Source organism: Mycobacterium sp., assembly GCF_036490025.1.
Classification (GTDB): Bacteria; Actinomycetota; Actinomycetes; order Mycobacteriales; family Mycobacteriaceae; genus Mycobacterium.
The window spans coordinates 1-18,356 of sequence record NZ_DASXEP010000152.1 but is presented as its reverse complement, the minus strand read 5'-3'; the positions used below and the strand labels follow the sequence as shown (position 1 = coordinate 18,356).

Below are 18,356 nucleotides of genomic sequence, written 5' to 3'. Positions count from 1 at the left end.
ACAACTGATATGTAGAGAAATTTGTCAAGAGGGCAAGGTGAGGCGCCGCCGGGAAGCTACCCCGACGGCGCCTCTTTGCTTCCCCGGCGAGTCTGTGTGGTGAGCGTGTCGGTTGGCGACGCGCGGTCAGACTGATATACGCGGGTTGTGTACCGCAGGACGGGGTTTCGGCTGGATCGCATCCGCTTGTCTAGCATCGAGCATCGACCCGAGGGGGTCTGCTCATAGTTGTGTCGCGGGTCGATCCACGCGCTGTCACCACCGGACTCGAGGAGGAAGAAGATCAGGTGGCGATCAGTCCTCCATGACCGCCAGGGACCAGCACCAGCCGGCCAGCTCGCGGGCGATCGCGACGTTGGCCACCGTTGGGCGCTTGCGGCGTTCCAGGAAACCCACCCACCTGCTGTGCAGGCGGCGGTTGCCTTCGTCGCCTCGGGCTCGCGCAGCTGCCGGAGCTTGATCCCAACGCGACCGCATCACCGCACCTACGTGATACCGGGGCCGGTGATGCCAGGCTGCCTCGACCAGCAGCCGACGAACATGAGTGTTGCCAGTCTTGGTGATGGGTCCTTGCGCCCGCGACGAGCCCGACGAGTACTCCGAGGGAACCAAGCCAACGAATGACCCAATCGTGTTGCCGGTGAACCGATTCCAATCACCAATTTCCACCGCCAACGCGAATCCGGTCAACGTGCTCACACCCCGAAGGCACGACACCCTCCGAACAATCGAGGTGAACTCACAGTCCTTCGCGATGTCTTCGATCGCCAAGTCCAAACGCCCACGCCGGGCCTGCATCGTCAATACGTGGTCATAGTCGGCGTCAAAAGCCATCCGCGTCGCCGGCGCCATCAGCTGCGGCGCCGCTACAGTGCGCAACCAGCGATCGTGCGCGCCGGTCCACGCGGCACCTCCGTAATAGACGATGCCGTGGCGCAACAGCAGTTTGGACAGGCGATGGCGCGCCCTCATCAGATCACCGCGGCAGCCCTCACGCGCCCGCACCAGGTCCCGAGCCGCTTCTTGACTTACGCTCGGAATCGACACCGAGGTGATCTCGTCCAGGCGCAGCAACCGCGACAGATGCAGAGCATCCCGGGGGGCGTCGGTCTTGATCCGGTCCCCCGACGGTCTCTGCAGTTTCGACGGCGCGACGACCTCGCACCGAACCCCGGCATCGGTCAACGCCCGATACAACCCAAAACCGGTCGGCCCGGCTTCATAGGCCACCGCCACCGGGCCCGGCAACTCCGATAACCACGACCGGATGTGCTCATGGGACGGGGTCAACCGGGTCTGGCGCACCTCACCGGTCACGCCGTCAATTGCCGCTGCCGCTACCGAACGTGCGTGCACGTCCAGTCCAACACTCGTACGCTCTGTAAACACCGGGGCCTCCCACCACTGTTGGATAGACCGAGCAGGCGACTCCCTACTCGGTAACCCACGAACATGGGTGAGTGGGGCCCCGGCCCGCAACCCCCAGTTCAACGCCGACGGTCACCCATACCGTCTAGTCGATCAGCCCACCGAATACGTGGGTTGCGATCGGCCGCGGTGGCGCTGCGGGTCGCGCCCACCGGTGGGTGCTGCAATCAACGTCAAGAGGGTCGCTTCGGGCCGGCAGCAGAACCGCACCGGCGCATACGGGGACGTGCCGATCCCGGCGGACACGTGCAGCCGCATGTTGGCGCCCCAGCGCGACGGTCCTTTGGCGCGGGACCGGTCCAGACCCGAGTTGGTCACCAGGGCCCCATAGAACGGCAGGCACAGCTGTCCGCCGTGCGTGTGACCGGCCATCACCAGTTGGTAACCGTCGGCGGCGAAGCGGTCCAGCACCCGCGGCTCCGGCGAGTGGGTCAACCCCAGCCGCAGGTCGGCAAGTGGGGTGGCCGGACCCGCGATCGCGTCGTAGCGGTCCCGCGCAATGTGCGGATCGTCCACACCCGCGGCCGCAATCTGCAGCCCCGCCACCTCGAATTCGCGGCGGTTGTGGGTCAGGTCCAACCAGCCACGCTCGGTGAATGCCGCTCGCAGGTCCTGCCAGGGCAACGGCTGGCCGTGCACCCGATGGCCGGGGTCGGTCAGGTAGTTCAGCGGGTTCTTGGGACGCGGTCCGAAATAGTCGTTGCTGCCGAAAACGAAAGCGCCCGGCACCGAGAGTAGGTCGCCGAGGCTCTGGACGACCGCCGGGACCGCGCGTGGATGCGCCAGATTGTCACCGGTGTTGACGACCAGGTCGGGCTCCAGGCCGGCGAGTTCGCGCAGCCACGCCTGCTTGCGGCGCTGGCCGGGACGCATGTGCAGGTCGCTGATATGCAGCACCCGCAGCGGCGACGAGCCCGGGTCCAGGACTGGGATGGTCAACTCTCGCAGCACGAATGCGTTGCGCTCGATGATCGAGGCATAGCCGACTCCGGCAACAGCCGATCCGAGCGCGACGGCGCCGGCACCTTTCAGAGCGGACAATCGGGTAGAAGCGGAAGGCATGCAGGCCAGCCTACTGCCGCTTGCCGGGTGGCGGCTCGTCACACACCAGCAGACCGGCTAGGGAGGCGGCGGCGCGAGAATCGGGATGGTGATGGGCGGCAGACCCGGGATCTCGATCACTTGGGAGCCCACCGGTACCGGGGCGCCGGGGAACCCCTCCGGAGGCGGTGGCGGCGCCGGCGGGATGCCGTTGCTGGTCTGAATGGTGACGACCGCACCCGGGATGGTCTGACCATTGGGTGAGGTTCCTACTACCTCGCCGTATTTCGCGCTGCTGTTGACCGATGTCGGCTGCTCGGCCACCTGGAAACCGGAATCCTTCAAGCGCTGGCGCGCGCCGTCGACGTCGAGGCCTGCGACGCTCGGTACCCGGGAGCCGGGCCCGCCTTCGACGTACTCGTGGTCCGTCGGTGGCAGGTGCACGTCCCCGAAAAGGGTGGCGATCGGTTTCATCGCGGTGAACCAGGTGCGGGCCGGCTCGTTGCCGCCGTAGAGGTTCCCGTCCCCGCACCGCCGCAGCGGTGACGAGCACAGATCCGACGGCGAGGTGGAGTCGTCGTAGATGTAGTTGGCCGCCGCGTACTGGTTGGTGAAGCCGACGAACCCCGACGACCGGTGCGCCTCGGTGGTCCCGGTCTTCCCCGACACCGGCAGGTTCCAGCCCGCCGCGCCGGCTGAGCCCGACGCGGTGCCGCCGCCCTGCGCGTCCTTGCTCATCGCATTGGCCAGCGTGTTGGCCAGCCCTTCGGGCACCACTTGGTCACAAGCTTCAGTGGTGACGGCCACCTGGTTGCCGTTGCGGTCGATCAGCTTGTCAATCGGATTCGCCGGGCACCACGTCCCGCCGGAGGCCAGCGTCGCGGCGACATTGGACAGCTCCAGCGCGTTCAGCTCGAACGGGCCCAGCGTGAACGAGCCAATGTTCTGCCGCTTGATGAAGTCGGCCAGGCTCTCGTTGCTGTCCGGGTCGTAGTCACGGGCGCTGCCGGGCTCCGCGTACGACCGCAGTCCCAGCTTGACCGCCATATCGACCGCGCGTGGCACCCCGACCAGCTGGATCAGCCGGGCGAACGCGGTATTAGGCGACGTGGCCAGCGCGTCGGTCACGTTCATCGACCCGCGGTAGTTGCCGGCGTTGATCACGCACCAGGTTTCCTTCGGGCAACCTTTGGCTCCGCCGTTGCCCATGCCCTTGGTCTGGAACCTGCCCGGCACGTCGAGTTGGGCGTTGATGCCCATACCCATCTGCATCGCCGCGGCCGTGGTGAAGATCTTGAAGATCGACCCGGCGCCGTCGCCGACCAACGAGAACGGCTGCGCGCGCATGGTCTCGCCGGCTTCGGTGTTCAGGCCGTAGGTGCGGTTGCTGGCCATCGCAACAAGCTTGTGTGAGTTCTTGCCCGGCCTGATCACACTCATCACACTGGCGATGCCCTCGAGGGTGGGGCTGGCGTAGGTGTCGATCGCGTGCTTGACCGGGTCCTGCACGTCGGGATTCAGATTGGTGCGGATCAAATAGCCGCCGCGGGCAAGCTGTTCCTTACCGATACCGGCGCGCGCCAAGTAGGCCTGCACGTAGTCGCAGTAAAAGGCGCGATCACCCGCCGCGATGCAGCCGCGCGGTAATTCCTTGGGCTGCGGCAAAATTCCCAACGGCTCGGCCTTGGCAGCCCGTAGCGCGTCTGCCTCGTTGGGGATGTTCTGAATCATGGTGTCCAGAACGAGGTTTCGGCGGGCCAGCGCCCCGTCCGGGTTGGAATAGGGATTGAGCGAACTGGTCGATTGGACCAGGCCGGCCAGCAGCGCAGCCTGCTGCCAGTTCAGGTCGGACGCGTTGACGCCGAAATACGTCTGCGCCGCGTCCTGGACACCGAAAGCGTTGTTCCCGAAGGAGACCAGGTTCAGGTAGCGGGTCAGGATCTCCGGCTTGGTGAAGGTCTTGTCCAAGGTGAGCGCCATGCGGATCTCGCGCAGTTTGCGCGCCGGCGTGGTCTCGATGGCCGCCCGCTTTTCGGCGTCGGTCTGCGCGATCACCAGCAATTGGTAGTTCTTCACATACTGTTGCTCGATCGTCGAGCCCCCGCGGGTGTCGGCATCGCCGGAGGCGTAGCCGGCCAGCCCGGTCAGCGTGCCCTTCCAGTCCACGCCGTTGTGCTCGGCGAATCGCTTGTCCTCGATCGAGACGATGGCCAGCTTCATGGTGTTGGCGATCTTGTCGCCAGGCACCTCGAAGCGGCGCTGTGAGTACAGCCAGGCGATGGTGTTGCCCTTCGCGTCCACCATCGTGGTCACCGCCGGGACATCGCCTTCGAGAAGTTGCGCCGAGGCGTTGCCGACGACCTCGCTGGCACGGTTGGACACCAACCCGATGCCACCGGCGACGGGGAACAGCAGGGCGGCCACGATGACGCTGGCGAGTGAGCAGCACCCGGCGAGCTTGGCGATAGTGACCGCAGTCGCGGGACGCTCCGACATGGCTACTACACTAGCGACGCTGCGATGGAAGACTTCGCGAGTGGCCGATGAGGACTTTTCGCCCCGGCTGCCGCACCTCAGGTTTCTCTCAGTCGCAGCTCAGGCCGCTATTAGCCGCTCTTGCCGCCGACTTGCAGCTCCCTTTCATGATCGGACTGCACGGTCGTCCCAAAAAAGGGGTTCCCAGAATGTTGCGTAATTGGTACCTGACCACGTAGCTTATCCACACAATGAGATACAGGTAACACCGACGGACGCAGTGTGGCACAGGTCGCATCGGAGTTCTGGATCCAGCAGTGGGCGCCACACCGGTGGCAAGAGCGAAGGGGAATCGCTGGTGTCAGCTATACGGACGGCGGAGCAAAAGACGTGCGCAACAGCGCCGACGAGTGCAGTTCCTTATGGTGCTGAGGCGGAGTCGAGAATCGCGTGGGTGTCCAAGGCACTGTGCCGGGCTGCTGACCCTGACGAGCTGTTTGTCCGCGGCGCGGCACAACGCAAGGCTGCGGTCATCTGCCGGCACTGCCCGGTGATGCTGGAGTGCGGCGCTGACGCGTTGGACAACCGTGTCGAGTTCGGTGTCTGGGGTGGGATGACCGAACGTCAGCGGCGGGCGCTGCTCAAGCAGCACCCCGAGGTGGTGTCCTGGGCGGAGTTCTTCAGCACCCAGCGCAAGCACCGCAGCGTCGGCTGAACGAGTCTTATTTCCCAGCCGTCAGGCTCGTCATCTGGTCGGCGATCGCGCGTAACGCCTCCAGATCGGAGACGTCGAACGGCAGCGACGGCACCCCGACAATCGCGACGTGGGGATTAGCCCCGGTAAATCGGGACAGCAGCCTGATCTCCCGCTTGGACGTCGACGCGCGGTCGGCGTGAATCTGCAGGACGGCCTTGGTCAGGCCGTTCGCGCCGGCGCCGTTCGGCCCGCTCTCGAAGGTCTCGGCGCCGTCGATGGCCCGCTCGATCGGCAGTGAACACAGCATCGGATGCGTGCGGTTCAAAATGAGTCCGGCCAGCGGCATCCGTTCCTCCGACAGCCGGTCCACGAAGAACGACGCCTCCCGCAGTGCATCGGGCTCGGCGGCCGACACCACGACGAACTGGGTACCGCGCCTCTTGAGCAACGAGTAGGTGCGGTCGGCCTTCTCTCGGAACCCGCCGAAGGTCGCGTCCAGCGATTGCACGAAACTCGCAGCGTCGGAGAGCATCTGCGAACCGAGGACGGTCGACAGCGCTTTCATCGCCAAGCCGACCGCGCCGGTGACCAGTCGCCCGATCCCGCGTCCGGGACCCAACAGCAGTTTCCACAGCCGGCTGTCCATGAAACTGCCCAGCCGTTCGGGCGCATCGAGGAAGTCCAGTGCGTTGCGCGACGGCGGAGTGTCCACCACCACCAGATCCCAGCGGTCCTCGGCCAGCAACTGGCCGAGCTTTTCCATCGCCATGTACTCCTGCGTGCCGGCCAGTGAAGTGGCGACCGTTTGGTAGAACTGATTGTCCAGAATCGCCTGCGCGCGACCGGGTCCGGAGTACTGCACCACCATTTCGTCGAAGGTGCGGCGCATGTCTAGCATCATCGCGTAGAGCTCGCCGGGCACCTCAGGGGCCAGCGGCACGCGTTGCGGGGAGTTGCCGAGATCGGTGATTCCCAACGCCTGTGCCAGCCGCTTGGCCGGGTCGATGGTCAGCACGACCACGGTGCGGCCGTACTCCGCTGCGCGCAGCGCCATGGCCGCGGCGGTGGTGGTCTTGCCGACCCCACCCGCACCGCAGCACACCACGACCCGGTTGGCGGTGTCTTCGAGGATGCCGGCGATGTCCAGTGTGGGCGGTGTGGTGCTCATCGAACTCCCTGCTGCGCAAGCGATTCGGAAAGCTCGTACAGGCTGCCGAGGTCGACGCCGTCGGCAATGGTCGGCAGCTCCAGTCGTGGCACCTTCAGCTCGTCGAGCTGCTCCGCGGTCGCCGCCCGTGCGGCGATCCGGGTGGCGTGCTGGATGGTCTCGGTCAGCAAGCCCGCGAAGTCCTCGTCGCCGAGCTTGATCCCGGCGGCGGCCAGGCCCGTTCGTACCGCGTCGGCATCGACGTCACCCTCGGCGGCTTTGGCCAGATCGTCGGGCTGCAGGTAAACGGGGATGTTGCGGTTGACGATGACCGAGCCGATCGGCAAACCCAATCCCTGTAGCTCGTCGATGGCCTCTTTGGTCTCCTGCATGGGCAGCGCCTCCAGCAGCGTGACCAAGTGGATTGCCGTCTGGTCGGAATGCAGGATCTTCACCACGCCCTCGGCCTGTGAGTAGACCGGGCCGCCCTTGGCGAGATCGGAGACCGCCCGGGTGACGTCCAGGAACCGGACAATGCGACCGGTAGGCGGCGCGTCGACGACGATCGCGTCGTAGACCGGCTCCTTGGCCCCCTTTTCGATGCGGATCACCGACTCCTTGATCTTGCCGGTGAGCAAGACGTCGCGCAGGCCTGGTGCGATGGTCGTGGCGAACTCGATCGCGCCGATGCGACGCATCGCCCGGCCGGCGATGCCGAGGTTGTAGAACATGTCGAGGTATTCCAGGAACGCTGCCTCGATGTCGATCGCCAGCGCGTTCACTTGGCCGCCGCGCTCAGCGCTCGCGATCTTGAGCTCTTTGTAGGGCAGCGGCGGCACATCGAAGAGTTGCGCAATCCCTTGGCGCCCTTCGACTTCGACGAGCAACACCTTGCGCCCACCGGACGCCAGGGTCAGCGCCAGCGCGGCGGCAACCGTCGATTTGCCGGTGCCGCCTTTGCCGGTCACGAAATGCAGACGGGCCTTCGACAATCGCGATGGCCAGCTGGCGGCACCGCCGCCGCTTGATGTGGTCGCCACCCCTGCATGCTAACCAGCTTGCCTCGTCGGGCTGCCGATAAGCTCGGGATATGAGCCAACCCACAACCTGGGAGTACGCCACCGTCCCGCTGTTGACCCACGCCACCAAGCAGATCCTCGACCAGTGGGGGGCCGACGGGTGGGAGCTCGTCTCCGTGCTGCCCGGCCCCACCGGTGAGCAGCACGTCGCATATCTGAAGCGCCCGAAGTGAGCGCGTCGGCCCGGCTCGCGGAGCTCGGGATCGAGTTGCCGGTCGTGGTCAAGGCGCTGGGCTCCTATGTCCCCGTGGTGCGCAGCGGCAACCTGGTCTACACGTCGGGCCAGTTGCCGATGCAGGACGACACGTTGGCACAGGTGGGCAAGGTCGGCGCCGGCGTCACACCCGAGCAGGGCAAGGAGCTGGCCCGGCTCTGTGCGCTCAACGCCCTGGCCGCCATTGATTCGCTGGTGGGTGTCGACTCGGTGACCCAGGTGGTGAAGGTGGTCGGATTCGTCGCCTCCGGACCCGGATTCAACGGCCAGCCGGGCGTGGTCAACGGCGCATCGGAGCTGCTGGCCGACGTCTTCGGCGACCGCGGCGTGCATGCCCGCTCGGCGGTCGGCGTGTCCGAATTGCCGTTGGACGCCCCGGTCGAGGTTGAACTGGTGGTCGAGGTCGGGTAGCGGCCGTGACGGGCACCGCTGAGACATTCACGCCGCATCCCGCCTACGGGGAATTGCGGCCGGTCACCGGCACCGCGTCGGTGCTGCTGGCCAATAATCCGGGCCTGATGACACTGGACGGCACCAACACCTGGGTACTGCGCGGCCCGCGCAGCGATGAGGTGGTGGTGGTCGATCCCGGGCCCGACGACGACGAGCACATCGCGAAACTCGCCGCCGTCGGCCGCATCGCCCTGGTCCTGATCAGCCACCGGCATGGCGATCACACCGATGCGATCGACAAGCTTGTCGACCTGACCGGTGCACCGGTGCGCTCGGCGGGCAGCGGATTCTTGCGTGGCCTGTCCGGCGAGCTCACCGACGGCGAGGTGATCGATGCTGCGGGCCTGCGGATCACGGTCTGGGCCACACCCGGTCACACCGCCGATTCGTTGTCGTTCGTTCTCGACGATGCGGTGTTGACCGCGGATACCGTGCTGGGCCGCGGAACGACCGTCATCGACAACGAGGACGGCAGCCTGGCCGATTACCTGGCGTCGCTGCAGCGGCTACGCGGCCTGGGCCGGCGAACCGTGCTACCCGGTCACGGCCCCGAGCTCGCCAACATAGAAGCCGTGGCGGCGGGATACCTGGCGCATCGGGAGCAGCGGCTGCAGCAGGTGCGTTCGGCGTTGCGCACACTCGGCGACGACGCCACCACGCGTCAGGTCGTCGAGCAGGTCTACGTCGACGTCGACGAAGAGCTGTGGGACGTCGCTGAATGGTCGGTGCGGGCCCAGCTGGACTATCTGCGCCGCCAAGCCCTCAGCTAGCGCGCGCGCCTCGCCAGCCGCTCGGAGTCCGAGATCAGCACGCTCTTGCCTTCGAGGCGAATCCAGCCGCGGTGGGCGAAGTCGGCCAGCGCCTTGTTCACCGTCTCGCGGGAGGCGCCGACCAGCTGGGCGATCTCTTCCTGGGTCAGGTCATGGGTCACTCGCATCGCGCCGCCTTCCTGGGTGCCGAACCGCTGCGCGAGCTGCAGCAGCTGCTTGGCGACCCGGCCGGGCACGTCGGTGAAGATGAGGTCGGCGAGGTTGTTGTTGGTGCGGCGCAACCGGCGGGCCAGCACTCGCAGCAGCTGCTCGGCGATCTCGGGACGATCGGCGATCCAGGCCCGCAGCGCGTCGCGATCCATCGACACTGCGCGAACCTCGGTGATGGTCGTGGCGCTCGACGTTCGCGGCCCGGGGTCGAAGATCGACAACTCACCGAACATGTCAGACGGACCCATGATGGTCAGCAGGTTTTCCCTGCCGTCCGGTGAACGGCGGCCGATCTTGACCTTGCCGGAAATGATGATGTACAGCCGATCACCCGGCTCGCCCTCCGCGAAAACCGTGTGTCCGCGGGGGAAGTCGACGGGTTGCAGTTGCTTGGTCAGCGCGGCGACGGCGCCCGGTTCCACCCCCTGGAAGATTCCGGCCCTCGCCAGGATCTCGTCCACGTTGCCCCTTTAGCTCGTCACATGACTCCGGTAGGCCCTGCTGTGCTTGGTCGGTTGCCCGGCCATCCCCGCAAGCGGGGAACCTCCCATCTACCTACCCACCCGCAGGCGGGTGTACCAGTCTCGAGGAGCCTGGCGAGATGAGTCTAGGAGGTAAGCCTTCGACTCGACGTGCCAACGCTACACACGATTGGCATGCTCACGCGGCCCAAATTGCCGATTCGCCCGCGAATGCCGGTGCCGCCGCCGGGGTGAGCCGGGCGGGGTGGGACCGGAGGCAACGGCGGCGGCCGACAATTGATCTGTCGGCGCCTCCACGCGGCTGGGTAGGTACGCCGATTCGTCGTTGACGCGGCCGATGCGGCGGTGCAGGCGATCCAGTGCCTCGGGCATTCCTGCTCGGGCCAATGTGCGCACATCTATCGGCTCGGCCTGCTCGAGAAATTCCGCGACATCACGCGCCGTGAGTGTGTCGTTTCCCAAGCCGGCTTCCAGCCGTTGCAGTCCGAAAGTTGCCAGCATCAGCAAACCCGGGGTGAATGCAACGAGCAACCAGGACACAAGCAGCAAGTAAACACGGCTAAGGTCTCAGCGGGATCACGAATTAGTACTCTGTCGAGGTGATAATGGGCAAACCTTCTCGCGCCGCCGCCCAAGTGTCCGGCCCACCGGACGCCGCCGTCGCGGACCGTTGGTCTTCGGAAACCCGGCTGGGTTTGGTGCGCCGGGCCCGCCGCATGAATCGCAAACTGGCACAAGCGTTTCCGCATGTGTACTGCGAGTTGGATTTCACCTCGCCGCTGGAGCTGACGGTGGCGACGATCTTGTCGGCGCAAAGCACCGACAAGCGAGTCAATCTCACCACCCCAGCGCTCTTCAAGCGTTACCGCACCGCACTGGACTACGCACAGGCCGACCGCGAAGAACTCGAAACGCTTATCCGCCCCACCGGCTTCTACCGCAACAAGGCGTCGTCGTTGATCGGCTTGGGGCAGGCATTGGTCGAGCGCTTCGACGGCGAAGTGCCGGCCACCATGACCGAACTCGTGACGCTGCCCGGCGTGGGCCGCAAGACCGCCAACGTGATCCTGGGCAACGCATTCGATGTCCCCGGAATCACCGTCGACACCCATTTCGGACGCCTGGTCCGGCGTTGGGGTTGGACAGCCGAGGAGGACCCGATCAAGGTCGAGCACGCCGTCGGTGAGCTCATCGAGCGCAGCGAGTGGACGCTGCTCAGCCACCGGGTGATTTTTCACGGTCGCCGGGTGTGCCATGCCCGCAAACCGGCTTGCGGAGTATGCGTGCTGGCCAAGGACTGCCCGTCATTCGGAACCGGTCCGACCGAACCAGAGATCGCCGCCGCGCTGGTGCAGGGGCCGGAAACCGAGCACCTCCTGGCGATGGCCGGGCTGTAGCAGCGGCGTTGTCGACGGGACTTCCTTGATCACGCTCGCCTCTCGGACCGCTCGCTGGACCCTCGCGGTCCTGGTGATCGTCGTGGCGCTGCTCGCCGCATTTCTGGTGGAGCTGCGCCATGTCTCGCAGTCGTCCCCCGTCCCGCCGGGCGGTCCCAGCCGCGAGCACCGCGACGCCGACACCGCGGCGGCGCTGGCCGCACCGCGTCAACGGGCCGACCTGCCGCCGTGCCCGCATCCCGGCGAGCAGCCAGGGTCGGCGGTGTTGCGTGGTGTGACGGCCGAATGCGCGGCCGACGGCTCGGCCGTCGACGTCGGGCCGGCACTGGCGGGTCATCGCGTCGTGCTCAATCTGTGGGCGTACTGGTGCGCGCCATGCGCAGCCGAACTCCCGGCGATGGCCGAGTATCAGCGGCGGGTTGGATCCGATGTGATGGTGGTGACGGTGCACCAGGACGAGAACGAAACGGCCGGTTTGCTGCGGCTGGCGGAGCTCGGTGTCCGGCTGCCGACGCTGCAGGACGGCAGCCGTGGGGTGGCGGCGGCATTGGGGGTGCCCAATGTGATGCCCGCGACGGTCGTGCTGAACTCGGACGGTAGCGTTGCGCAGACGCTGCCCCGCGCTTTCGCGACTGCGGACGAGATCGCGGATGCGGTCGGGCGGCTGGATGCACGAAGGGGGCGCCGGTGAGCGGACGCGGCACTCCCCAGCGTCTCGGTTCGGGCGTGCCCGGGACGGATGTGCTGACCCCCGAGCTCGGCCCGCCCTGGTTGCGACCGTTGGTCGACAACGTCGGCCAGATCCCCGATGCCTACCGGCGGCGACTGCCCGCCGATGTGCTGGCGATGGTGACCGCGTCCAAGGCGCTGACAGGCAACGCCGGACGCGAAGCCGCAGTGCTGGTGCTGTTTTCGGGCCCGCCGTCGAACCAGTCCGGCGGCGCCGCACCCGGCTCCCTTCCCGACGACGCCGACCTGCTGCTCACCGTGCGGGCCGCCACGTTGCGTCACCATGCCGGCCAGGCCGCATTCCCCGGGGGCGCAGCCGATCCCGGTGACGGCGGGCCGGTGGCCACCGCGCTGCGCGAGGCGCGTGAAGAGACCGGGATCGACACCGCCAGACTGCATCCACTGGTCACGATGGAGCGAACGTTCATCGCGCCGTCGGGTTTTCACGTCGTCCCGGTGCTGGCTTATTCGCCGGATCCGGGGCCGGTGGCCGTCGTGGATCAGGCTGAAACGGCAAAGGTGGCCCGAGTTCCGGTTCGGGCCTTTGTCAATCCCACCAACCGGCTGATGGTGTACCGCCGCACCTTCAGTCGCCGCTTCGCCGGGCCGGCATTTCTGCTGAACGAGATGCTGGTCTGGGGCTTCACCGGTCAGGTGATTTCGGCAATGCTGGATGTCGCTGGTTGGGCAAAGCCCTGGGACGCCAGCGATATTCGCGAGCTGGACGAAGCGATGGCCCTGGTCGGCGACGAGGATGAGGCCTGATGAACTCCTCACAGTGGTTGGACATCGCGGTGCTGGGGGTGGCTTTCCTCGCCGCGGTCTCGGGCTGGCGTTCGGGTGCACTCGGGTCGCTGCTGTCCTTCATCGGTGTGTTGCTCGGCGCGATCGCAGGTGTTCTGCTGGCTCCGCACCTCGTCGCGCACGTTGCCGCGCCGCGGGCCAAACTGTTCGCCGCACTGTTCTTGATCCTGGCGCTGGTCGTGGTCGGAGAGGTCGCCGGTGTGGTGCTGGGCCGCGCGGTGCGCGGCGCCATCCACAGCAACTCGGTCCGGTTCTTCGATTCGCTGGTCGGGGTGGCCGTGCAGTTGGTGGTGGTGCTGGTAGCGGCCTGGTTACTGGCCACTCCGTTGACGTCGTCGGCGGGCCAGCCCAGTTTGGCTGCGGCAGTGCGCGGTTCGCGAGTACTGGCCCAGGTTAACGATTACGCGCCGGAATGGCTCAAGACGGTGCCGAAGCGGTTGTCCGCCCTGCTGGACACTTCGGGCCTGCCCCAGGTGCTCGAGCCGTTCAGCCGCACGCCCGTCGTCGCCGTCGCGGCCCCGGATGCGACGCTGGCCAAGAATCCCGTCGTCGCGAACACCGAGCCGAGCGTGGTGAAGATTCGTGCGATCGCGCCCAGCTGCGAGAAAGTGTTGGAGGGCAGCGGATTTGTGCTCTCGCCGGACCGCGTGATGACCAATGCGCACGTGGTGGCAGGGGCGAACAACGTCACCGTCGAGGCCAGCGGTAACCCTTACGACGCCACCGTGGTGTCCTACGACCCGACCGTCGACATCGCAATCCTGTCGGTGCCGCACCTGCCGGCGGGGCCGCTGTCGTTCGCCCATTCCCCGGTGACCTCGGGTACCGAAGGCATCGTGATGGGTTACCCGGGCGGCGGGGGATTCATGGCGACACCGGCCAGAATCCGGGAGCTCATCGAGCTCAACGGCCCGGACATCTACCGGAGCGCGACCATCAACCGCGAGGTCTACACCGTCAGAGCCAATGTGGAACAAGGCAATTCGGGTGGCCCGCTGATCGACCTGGACGGTCAGGTGATCGGTGTCGTATTCGGTGCCGCGGTCGACGACAACGACACCGGATTTGTGCTGACAGCCAAAGAGGTGGCCGCTCAGCTGTCGCATATCGGCGACACGTCGCCGGTGCCCACCGGCGCGTGCGTCAGTTGAGCGGCGATCGGTACACCCGCTCGAGGAATCGCGACAGGTGACCGTTGACCTCGTCCGGCTTTTCTTCATGACTGAAATGTCCTGCGCCCGATATTGATACGTAGCGGCCGTGCGGCGCGTAGCGCTGCGTTCGTTGGACCGGATCATCCAGGACATAGGGATCGGCGTCCCCGTGAATATGCAGCATCGGGATCCCGAACGGCCGGCTCATCGAGCGCATGAAGCGCCGGCCTTCCTCGCGGAGTTGGCTGCGCACTGCCCAGCGCTGATACTCCAGTGCGCTGTGCGCGGCCGACCGAATCTGGATCGCCTGTCGCAGGTAACCGATCGATTCGGAAAAGTCTTCGGACGCAACCCATTTAGCTCCGGCGCGGCTACGTATCAGACGTTCGATTTCGCTGCCGTTATGTCGGGCCAGCGCGCGTTCCGGCCAGATCGGCAGCTGGTAGCGCAGCAGCGAGGGCAGCAGCGCCCGGCCTTGGTCGCGACGGGTGAGCGCTGAGCGGCGCAAGGCGGCCGGGTGTGGTGAGCTGATGACCGCGATGGCACGCACCTGCCGCGAGTGCAGCACCGAGGCGGCCCAACACACCAGTCCACCGTCGGCGTGGCCGACCAGCGTCGCCGACGTGTGCCCCAGCGCGCGGATCAGTCCGGCAGTGTCCCCGGCGAGTGTCCAACCGTCATACCCGCGCGGTGGTTTGTCGCTGCCGCCGTAGCCCCGCAAGTCCACCGCGACCACGCGGGCCCCGGTCAGGCCGCGCAGCTGGTGGCGCCATGACCACCAGAACGAACCGAAGCCGTGCAACATGATCACCAGCGGCTGCGCTGTCGGCGGGGTGGCCGTGCCCTGGTCGTCCGGCGTCGCCTCCACCACGTGGAAACGAATGCCGTTGGCGTGCACGTCCAGATGCCGCCATGGACCGTCGATACGGGTTACCGACGGATCTGGTGGCGCCACTTACCAACCCGAGGGATCGGCGGGCGTGCCGCCCTGCGCCGCATTGAGCGCCGGTGCCGGGGACTTGTCATGGCCCGGCGTGAACGCCGAGCGGGTCTCCTTGACCGACTCGATGGTCTGTTGCGGGCCGCGGATGCGCCGGACCTTGAGGTAGCCGAACAATGCCAGCACGCCGGTGACCACCACCATGATCCCGAACACGATCAGGAAGGCCGCCCACCGCCAGATCCAGTTGTCCAGCAGCTCGGCCAGGAAGAAGAAGAAAAAGAAGGTCGAATAGAACAGCACCACCAGCGCCGAGATGAAGAAGACGCTGCCGGTCAGGCCTTTCTTGACGTCGCGAGTGATTTCGGCGCGGGCCAATTCGACTTCGGCGCGTACCAGCGTCGACATCTGCGCGGTGGCGTCCTTGACCAGCTCACCGATCGACGGCTTGACGGACAGCGCGCGCGGGTCGGTCAACGGAATTGTGGTCAGCGTGCGGGGCACCCCGTCCTTGTGGTCGGCGTTCTTTCGATCTGACTTGCTCACAGACGGTCCTCCCGGGCCCGGAGTTGGTTGTCGCTGTCGTCCGCGGTTCATGTTGCCATGCAGCCCGTTGCCAGACGAGGCCACCGAGCATTGCCGGCCGGTTTGAAGATCGGCGGTGGAGAGCATCGCACACGCTAGACTGACGCCGCCGTTTCTGGCGCGCGTGCATTTTGTCGACAGGAGTATCGCTTTGCAGATCACGTGCCGTCGGCTGCTTCAGCTCGCGGCGGTCGCGGTGACCTGCTTGGTCGGACTGGTCGGACTGCACGGCGCGCCCGCACGAGCCGACGACCGGGTCCCGCTCGGTGGCGGGGCAGGCATCATCGTCAATGGCGACGCCCTGTGCACGCTGACCACCATCGGGACCGACGGCAAGGGCGAGCTGATCGGGTTCACCTCGGCGCACTGCGGTGGCCCCGGTGCTGTGGTTGTCGCCGAGGAGGCGAAAGAACGCGGCACCGTGGGCACCATGGTGGCCGGCAACGACGGTCTCGACTACGCCGTCATCCAGTTCGATCGGGCCAAGGTGGCGCCGGTCGCCGACTTCGGCGGCTTCGCGATCAACGGCATCGGGCCCGATCCGGCGTTCGGGCAGGTGGCCTGCAAACAAGGCCGCACCACCGGCAACTCGTGCGGCGTCACCTGGGGACCGGGCCAGGACCCGGGCACCATCGTCATGCAGGTGTGCGGACAACAGGGCGACTCGGGTGGCCCGGTGACCGTCAACGATCAGCTGGTCGGCATGATCCACGGCGCGTTCAGCGAGAACCTGCCGGCCTGTGTCACCAAATACATCCCGCTGCACACCCCGGCGGTGGTGCAGTCGATCAACGCGATACTGGCCGACCTCGCCGCCAAGAACCGCCCCGGCGCGGGCTTCGTGCCAATCCCCGCCTAGATGCGGCTACTGCGCGGCTATTGCGCGGCGCGGATCGCGTCGAAGACGCCAGGGTCGAGCAGCGTGGAGGTGTCGCCGAGTTCACGCTTCTCGGCGATGTCGCGCAGCAGGCGGCGCATGATCTTGCCGCTGCGGGTCTTCGGCAACTCGGGCACCACATGGAGTTCGCGGGGCCGGGCAATCGGCGAAATCACCCTGGCCACTTCGGCGCGCAGCTCGTCGATGATCTCCGCGCCCGTCGTCTCCGCGTGGTCGGCCAGCAGGACAACGAAAGCGCAGATCGCCTGGCCGGTGGTGTCGTCGGTCGCGCCGACCACCGCGGCCTCGGCCACCCCGGAATGGCCGACCAGCGCCGACTCCACCTCCGCGGTGGAGATACGGTGCCCCGAAATGTTCATCACGTCGTCGATGCGGCCGAGAATCCAGATCGCTCCGTCCGCGTCGTAACGGGCACCGTCGCCGGCGAAGTACCAGCCCTGTCGGGCGAACTTCGACCAATACGTGTCGCGAAAGCGGTCCGGATCGCCCCAGATGCCGCGCAGCATCGAGGGCCAAGGTTGATCGAGCACGAGATATCCGGTGACATGCTCGCCCTCGTCGTTCGACGGCGGCGAGAGCTCGTTGCCGTCGTCGTCGACGATCTTCGCCGAGATACCGGGCAGCGGCGTCATCGCCGATCCCGGTTTGCTCGCCGCGACGCCCGGCAGCGGCGAGATCATCGCCGCACCGGTTTCGGTCTGCCACCAGGTGTCCACCACCGGCACGCGGTCGGCGCCGATGACCTTCCGGTACCAGCGCCAGGCCTCCGGGTTGATCGGCTCGCCGACCGAGCCCAACACCCGCAAACTGGACAAGTCATGGGCGTCCGGGATTTCGCGACCCCACTTCATGAATGTCCGAATCATTGTCGGCGCCGTGTAATAGATTGTCACGCCGTACTTTTCGATGATCTGGAAATGCCGGTGCTGGTCGGGTGTGTCCGGCGTTCCCTCGTAGAGAATCTGGGTCACGCCGTTGGAGAGCGGTCCGTAGACGCTGTAAGTGTGACCGGTGACCCAGCCGATGTCGGCGGTGCACCAGAACACGTCGGTTTCGGGCTTGATGTCGAAGATGTTGTGGTGGGTGTAGGAAGCCTGGGTGAGATAGCCGCCGCTGGTGTGCACGATGCCTTTGGGCTTACCGGTGGTGCCCGAGGTATATAGCAGGAACAGGGGATGCTCGGCGTCGAACGCCTCGGCGTGGTGTTCGGGTGACGCCACCTCGACGACGTCGTGCCACCACACGTCGCGGCCGTCGGTCCACGGCACGTCGATTCCGGTGCGTTTGACTACCAGTACGTGTTCGATCGTGCTGGTGTCGGCCACGGCCTGGTCGGCAGCTTCCTTCAACGGCGCCGGCTTGCCGCGGCGGAACTGCCCGTCGGCGGTGATCAGCAGCTTGGCCTGCGCGTCAGCGATCCGGGCGCCGAGCGCGGTCGCGGTGTAGCCGGCGAACACCACGCTGTGCAGCACGCCGAGTCGCGCGCAGGCCAGCATCGCGACAATGGCTTCCGGGATCATCGGCAGATAGATCGCGACGCGGTCTCCGGCGACCAGCCCGAGATCCGTCATCGCGTTGGCGGCCTTGCTCACCTCGGTCTGCAGGTCGCCGTAGGTCAGGGCGCGGTCTTCGCCGACGCGCTCGCCCTCCCAATGGATGGCGACGCGACCGCCGTTGCCGGCTTCGACGTGCCGGTCCACGCAGTTGTAGGTGACGTTGAGTTTGCCGTCAGTGAACCATTTGGCAAACGGCGCCGCCGACCAGTCCAGCACTTCCGAAAACGGTGTGGCCCAAGACAGTCGGTTAGCCTGCTCAGCCCAGAACGCCAGCCGGTCCTGTTCGGCCTGCTGATA

At 66.5% G+C, this 18,356-nt stretch carries 19 protein-coding genes; 9 read left to right on the top strand and 10 right to left on the bottom strand.

The features are described from left to right. Window positions 1-294: 294 nt before the first annotated feature. The 3 genes from VGG53_RS17435 to ponA2 all read right to left on the bottom strand — a co-directional run bounded on the left by VGG53_RS17435 (window position 295) and on the right by ponA2 (window position 4,965). Window positions 295-1,389, bottom strand: a complete 1,095-nt coding sequence (locus VGG53_RS17435; RefSeq protein WP_331519327.1) for an IS110 family transposase — start codon at window positions 1,387-1,389, stop codon at window positions 295-297. Between the two features lie 132 nt (window positions 1,390-1,521). Then, window positions 1,522-2,490 carry a metallophosphoesterase gene (locus VGG53_RS17430; protein WP_331519326.1) on the bottom strand — a complete coding sequence of 323 codons (969 nt, stop codon included), beginning with the start codon at window positions 2,488-2,490 and terminating at the stop codon, window positions 1,522-1,524. A 57-nt stretch (window positions 2,491-2,547) separates the two neighbouring features. Beyond that, window positions 2,548-4,965, bottom strand: a complete 2,418-nt coding sequence (ponA2, locus tag VGG53_RS17425; protein ID WP_331519325.1) for a transglycosylase/D,D-transpeptidase PonA2 — start codon at window positions 4,963-4,965, stop codon at window positions 2,548-2,550. 337 nt (window positions 4,966-5,302) lie between these two features. On the opposite strand from ponA2, the gene VGG53_RS17420 reads away from it, so the two are divergent. Beyond that, on the top strand, window positions 5,303-5,659 hold the full coding sequence (locus tag VGG53_RS17420; protein WP_331519324.1) for a WhiB family transcriptional regulator: 357 nt from the start codon (window positions 5,303-5,305) through the stop codon (window positions 5,657-5,659). A 7-nt stretch (window positions 5,660-5,666) separates the two neighbouring features. Here the strand turns inward: VGG53_RS17420 and VGG53_RS17415 are convergent, their stop codons facing one another. Continuing rightward, complete coding sequence (locus tag VGG53_RS17415; RefSeq protein WP_331519323.1) at window positions 5,667-6,809, bottom strand: ArsA family ATPase; 1,143 nt, start codon at window positions 6,807-6,809, stop codon at window positions 5,667-5,669. Then, window positions 6,806-7,828, bottom strand: coding sequence for an ArsA family ATPase (locus tag VGG53_RS17410; protein WP_331519322.1), 1,023 nt, complete (start codon window positions 7,826-7,828; stop codon window positions 6,806-6,808). The genes VGG53_RS17415 and VGG53_RS17410 overlap by 4 nt, the downstream gene beginning before the upstream one ends. 50 nt (window positions 7,829-7,878) lie before the next feature. Here VGG53_RS17410 and VGG53_RS17405 point away from each other — a divergent pair, with 50 nt between their 5' ends. From VGG53_RS17405 to VGG53_RS17395, 3 genes are read left to right on the top strand one after another with little or no spacing between them, the layout of a single operon-like run. Further along, window positions 7,879-8,040 carry a DUF4177 domain-containing protein gene (locus tag VGG53_RS17405; RefSeq protein ID WP_156751501.1) on the top strand — a complete coding sequence of 54 codons (162 nt, stop codon included), beginning with the start codon at window positions 7,879-7,881 and terminating at the stop codon, window positions 8,038-8,040. Next, window positions 8,019-8,492: a RidA family protein gene (locus VGG53_RS17400; RefSeq protein WP_331519329.1), complete on the top strand. Its 474-nt coding sequence runs from the start codon at window positions 8,019-8,021 to the stop codon at window positions 8,490-8,492. Before VGG53_RS17405 ends, VGG53_RS17400 begins: the two co-directional genes overlap by 22 nt. 5 nt (window positions 8,493-8,497) lie before the next feature. Then, complete coding sequence (locus tag VGG53_RS17395) at window positions 8,498-9,304, top strand: MBL fold metallo-hydrolase (RefSeq protein ID WP_331519321.1); 807 nt, start codon at window positions 8,498-8,500, stop codon at window positions 9,302-9,304. On the opposite strand, the gene crp is transcribed toward VGG53_RS17395, so the two are convergent. Both crp and VGG53_RS17385 read right to left on the bottom strand, forming a co-directional pair. After that, window positions 9,301-9,975 carry a cAMP-activated global transcriptional regulator CRP gene (gene crp, locus VGG53_RS17390; protein ID WP_036413767.1) on the bottom strand — a complete coding sequence of 225 codons (675 nt, stop codon included), beginning with the start codon at window positions 9,973-9,975 and terminating at the stop codon, window positions 9,301-9,303. The genes VGG53_RS17395 and crp overlap by 4 nt on opposite strands. 180 nt (window positions 9,976-10,155) lie before the next feature. Then, window positions 10,156-10,497, bottom strand: coding sequence for a hypothetical protein (locus tag VGG53_RS17385; protein WP_331519320.1), 342 nt, complete (start codon window positions 10,495-10,497; stop codon window positions 10,156-10,158). Between the two features lie 215 nt (window positions 10,498-10,712). Here VGG53_RS17385 and nth point away from each other — a divergent pair, with 215 nt between their 5' ends. From nth to marP, 4 genes are read left to right on the top strand one after another with little or no spacing between them, the layout of a single operon-like run. Then, window positions 10,713-11,393: an endonuclease III gene (gene nth / locus VGG53_RS17380; protein ID WP_414688987.1), complete on the top strand. Its 681-nt coding sequence runs from the start codon at window positions 10,713-10,715 to the stop codon at window positions 11,391-11,393. 25 nt (window positions 11,394-11,418) lie between these two features. After that, complete coding sequence (locus VGG53_RS17375) at window positions 11,419-12,084, top strand: TlpA disulfide reductase family protein (protein ID WP_331519318.1); 666 nt, start codon at window positions 11,419-11,421, stop codon at window positions 12,082-12,084. Then, the gene (locus tag VGG53_RS17370; RefSeq protein WP_331519317.1) at window positions 12,081-12,887 is read left to right on the top strand and encodes a CoA pyrophosphatase; all 807 of its coding nucleotides are present in this window, start codon (window positions 12,081-12,083) and stop codon (window positions 12,885-12,887) included. The genes VGG53_RS17375 and VGG53_RS17370 overlap by 4 nt, the downstream gene beginning before the upstream one ends. Beyond that, the gene (gene marP, locus VGG53_RS17365) at window positions 12,887-14,077 is read left to right on the top strand and encodes an acid resistance serine protease MarP (RefSeq protein ID WP_331519316.1); all 1,191 of its coding nucleotides are present in this window, start codon (window positions 12,887-12,889) and stop codon (window positions 14,075-14,077) included. The genes VGG53_RS17370 and marP overlap by 1 nt, the downstream gene beginning before the upstream one ends. Here the strand turns inward: marP and VGG53_RS17360 are convergent. Together VGG53_RS17360 and VGG53_RS17355 are read right to left on the bottom strand one after the other, a co-directional pair. Then, entirely contained in the window at window positions 14,070-15,035 is a 966-nt protein-coding gene (locus tag VGG53_RS17360) for an alpha/beta hydrolase (protein WP_331519315.1), read from the bottom strand. The genes marP and VGG53_RS17360 overlap by 8 nt on opposite strands. Further along, on the bottom strand, window positions 15,036-15,566 hold the full coding sequence (locus VGG53_RS17355) for a phage holin family protein (protein ID WP_331519314.1): 531 nt from the start codon (window positions 15,564-15,566) through the stop codon (window positions 15,036-15,038). 190 nt (window positions 15,567-15,756) lie between these two features. Between VGG53_RS17355 and VGG53_RS17350 the strand changes: the two genes are divergently transcribed. Next, window positions 15,757-16,464 carry a serine protease gene (locus VGG53_RS17350; RefSeq protein WP_414688986.1) on the top strand — a complete coding sequence of 236 codons (708 nt, stop codon included), beginning with the start codon at window positions 15,757-15,759 and terminating at the stop codon, window positions 16,462-16,464. A 17-nt stretch (window positions 16,465-16,481) separates the two neighbouring features. On the opposite strand, the gene acs is transcribed toward VGG53_RS17350, so the two are convergent. After that, window positions 16,482-18,356 (bottom strand): acetate--CoA ligase (gene acs, locus VGG53_RS17345; RefSeq protein ID WP_331519313.1); only part of this gene is annotated, 1,875 nt, incomplete at its 5' end.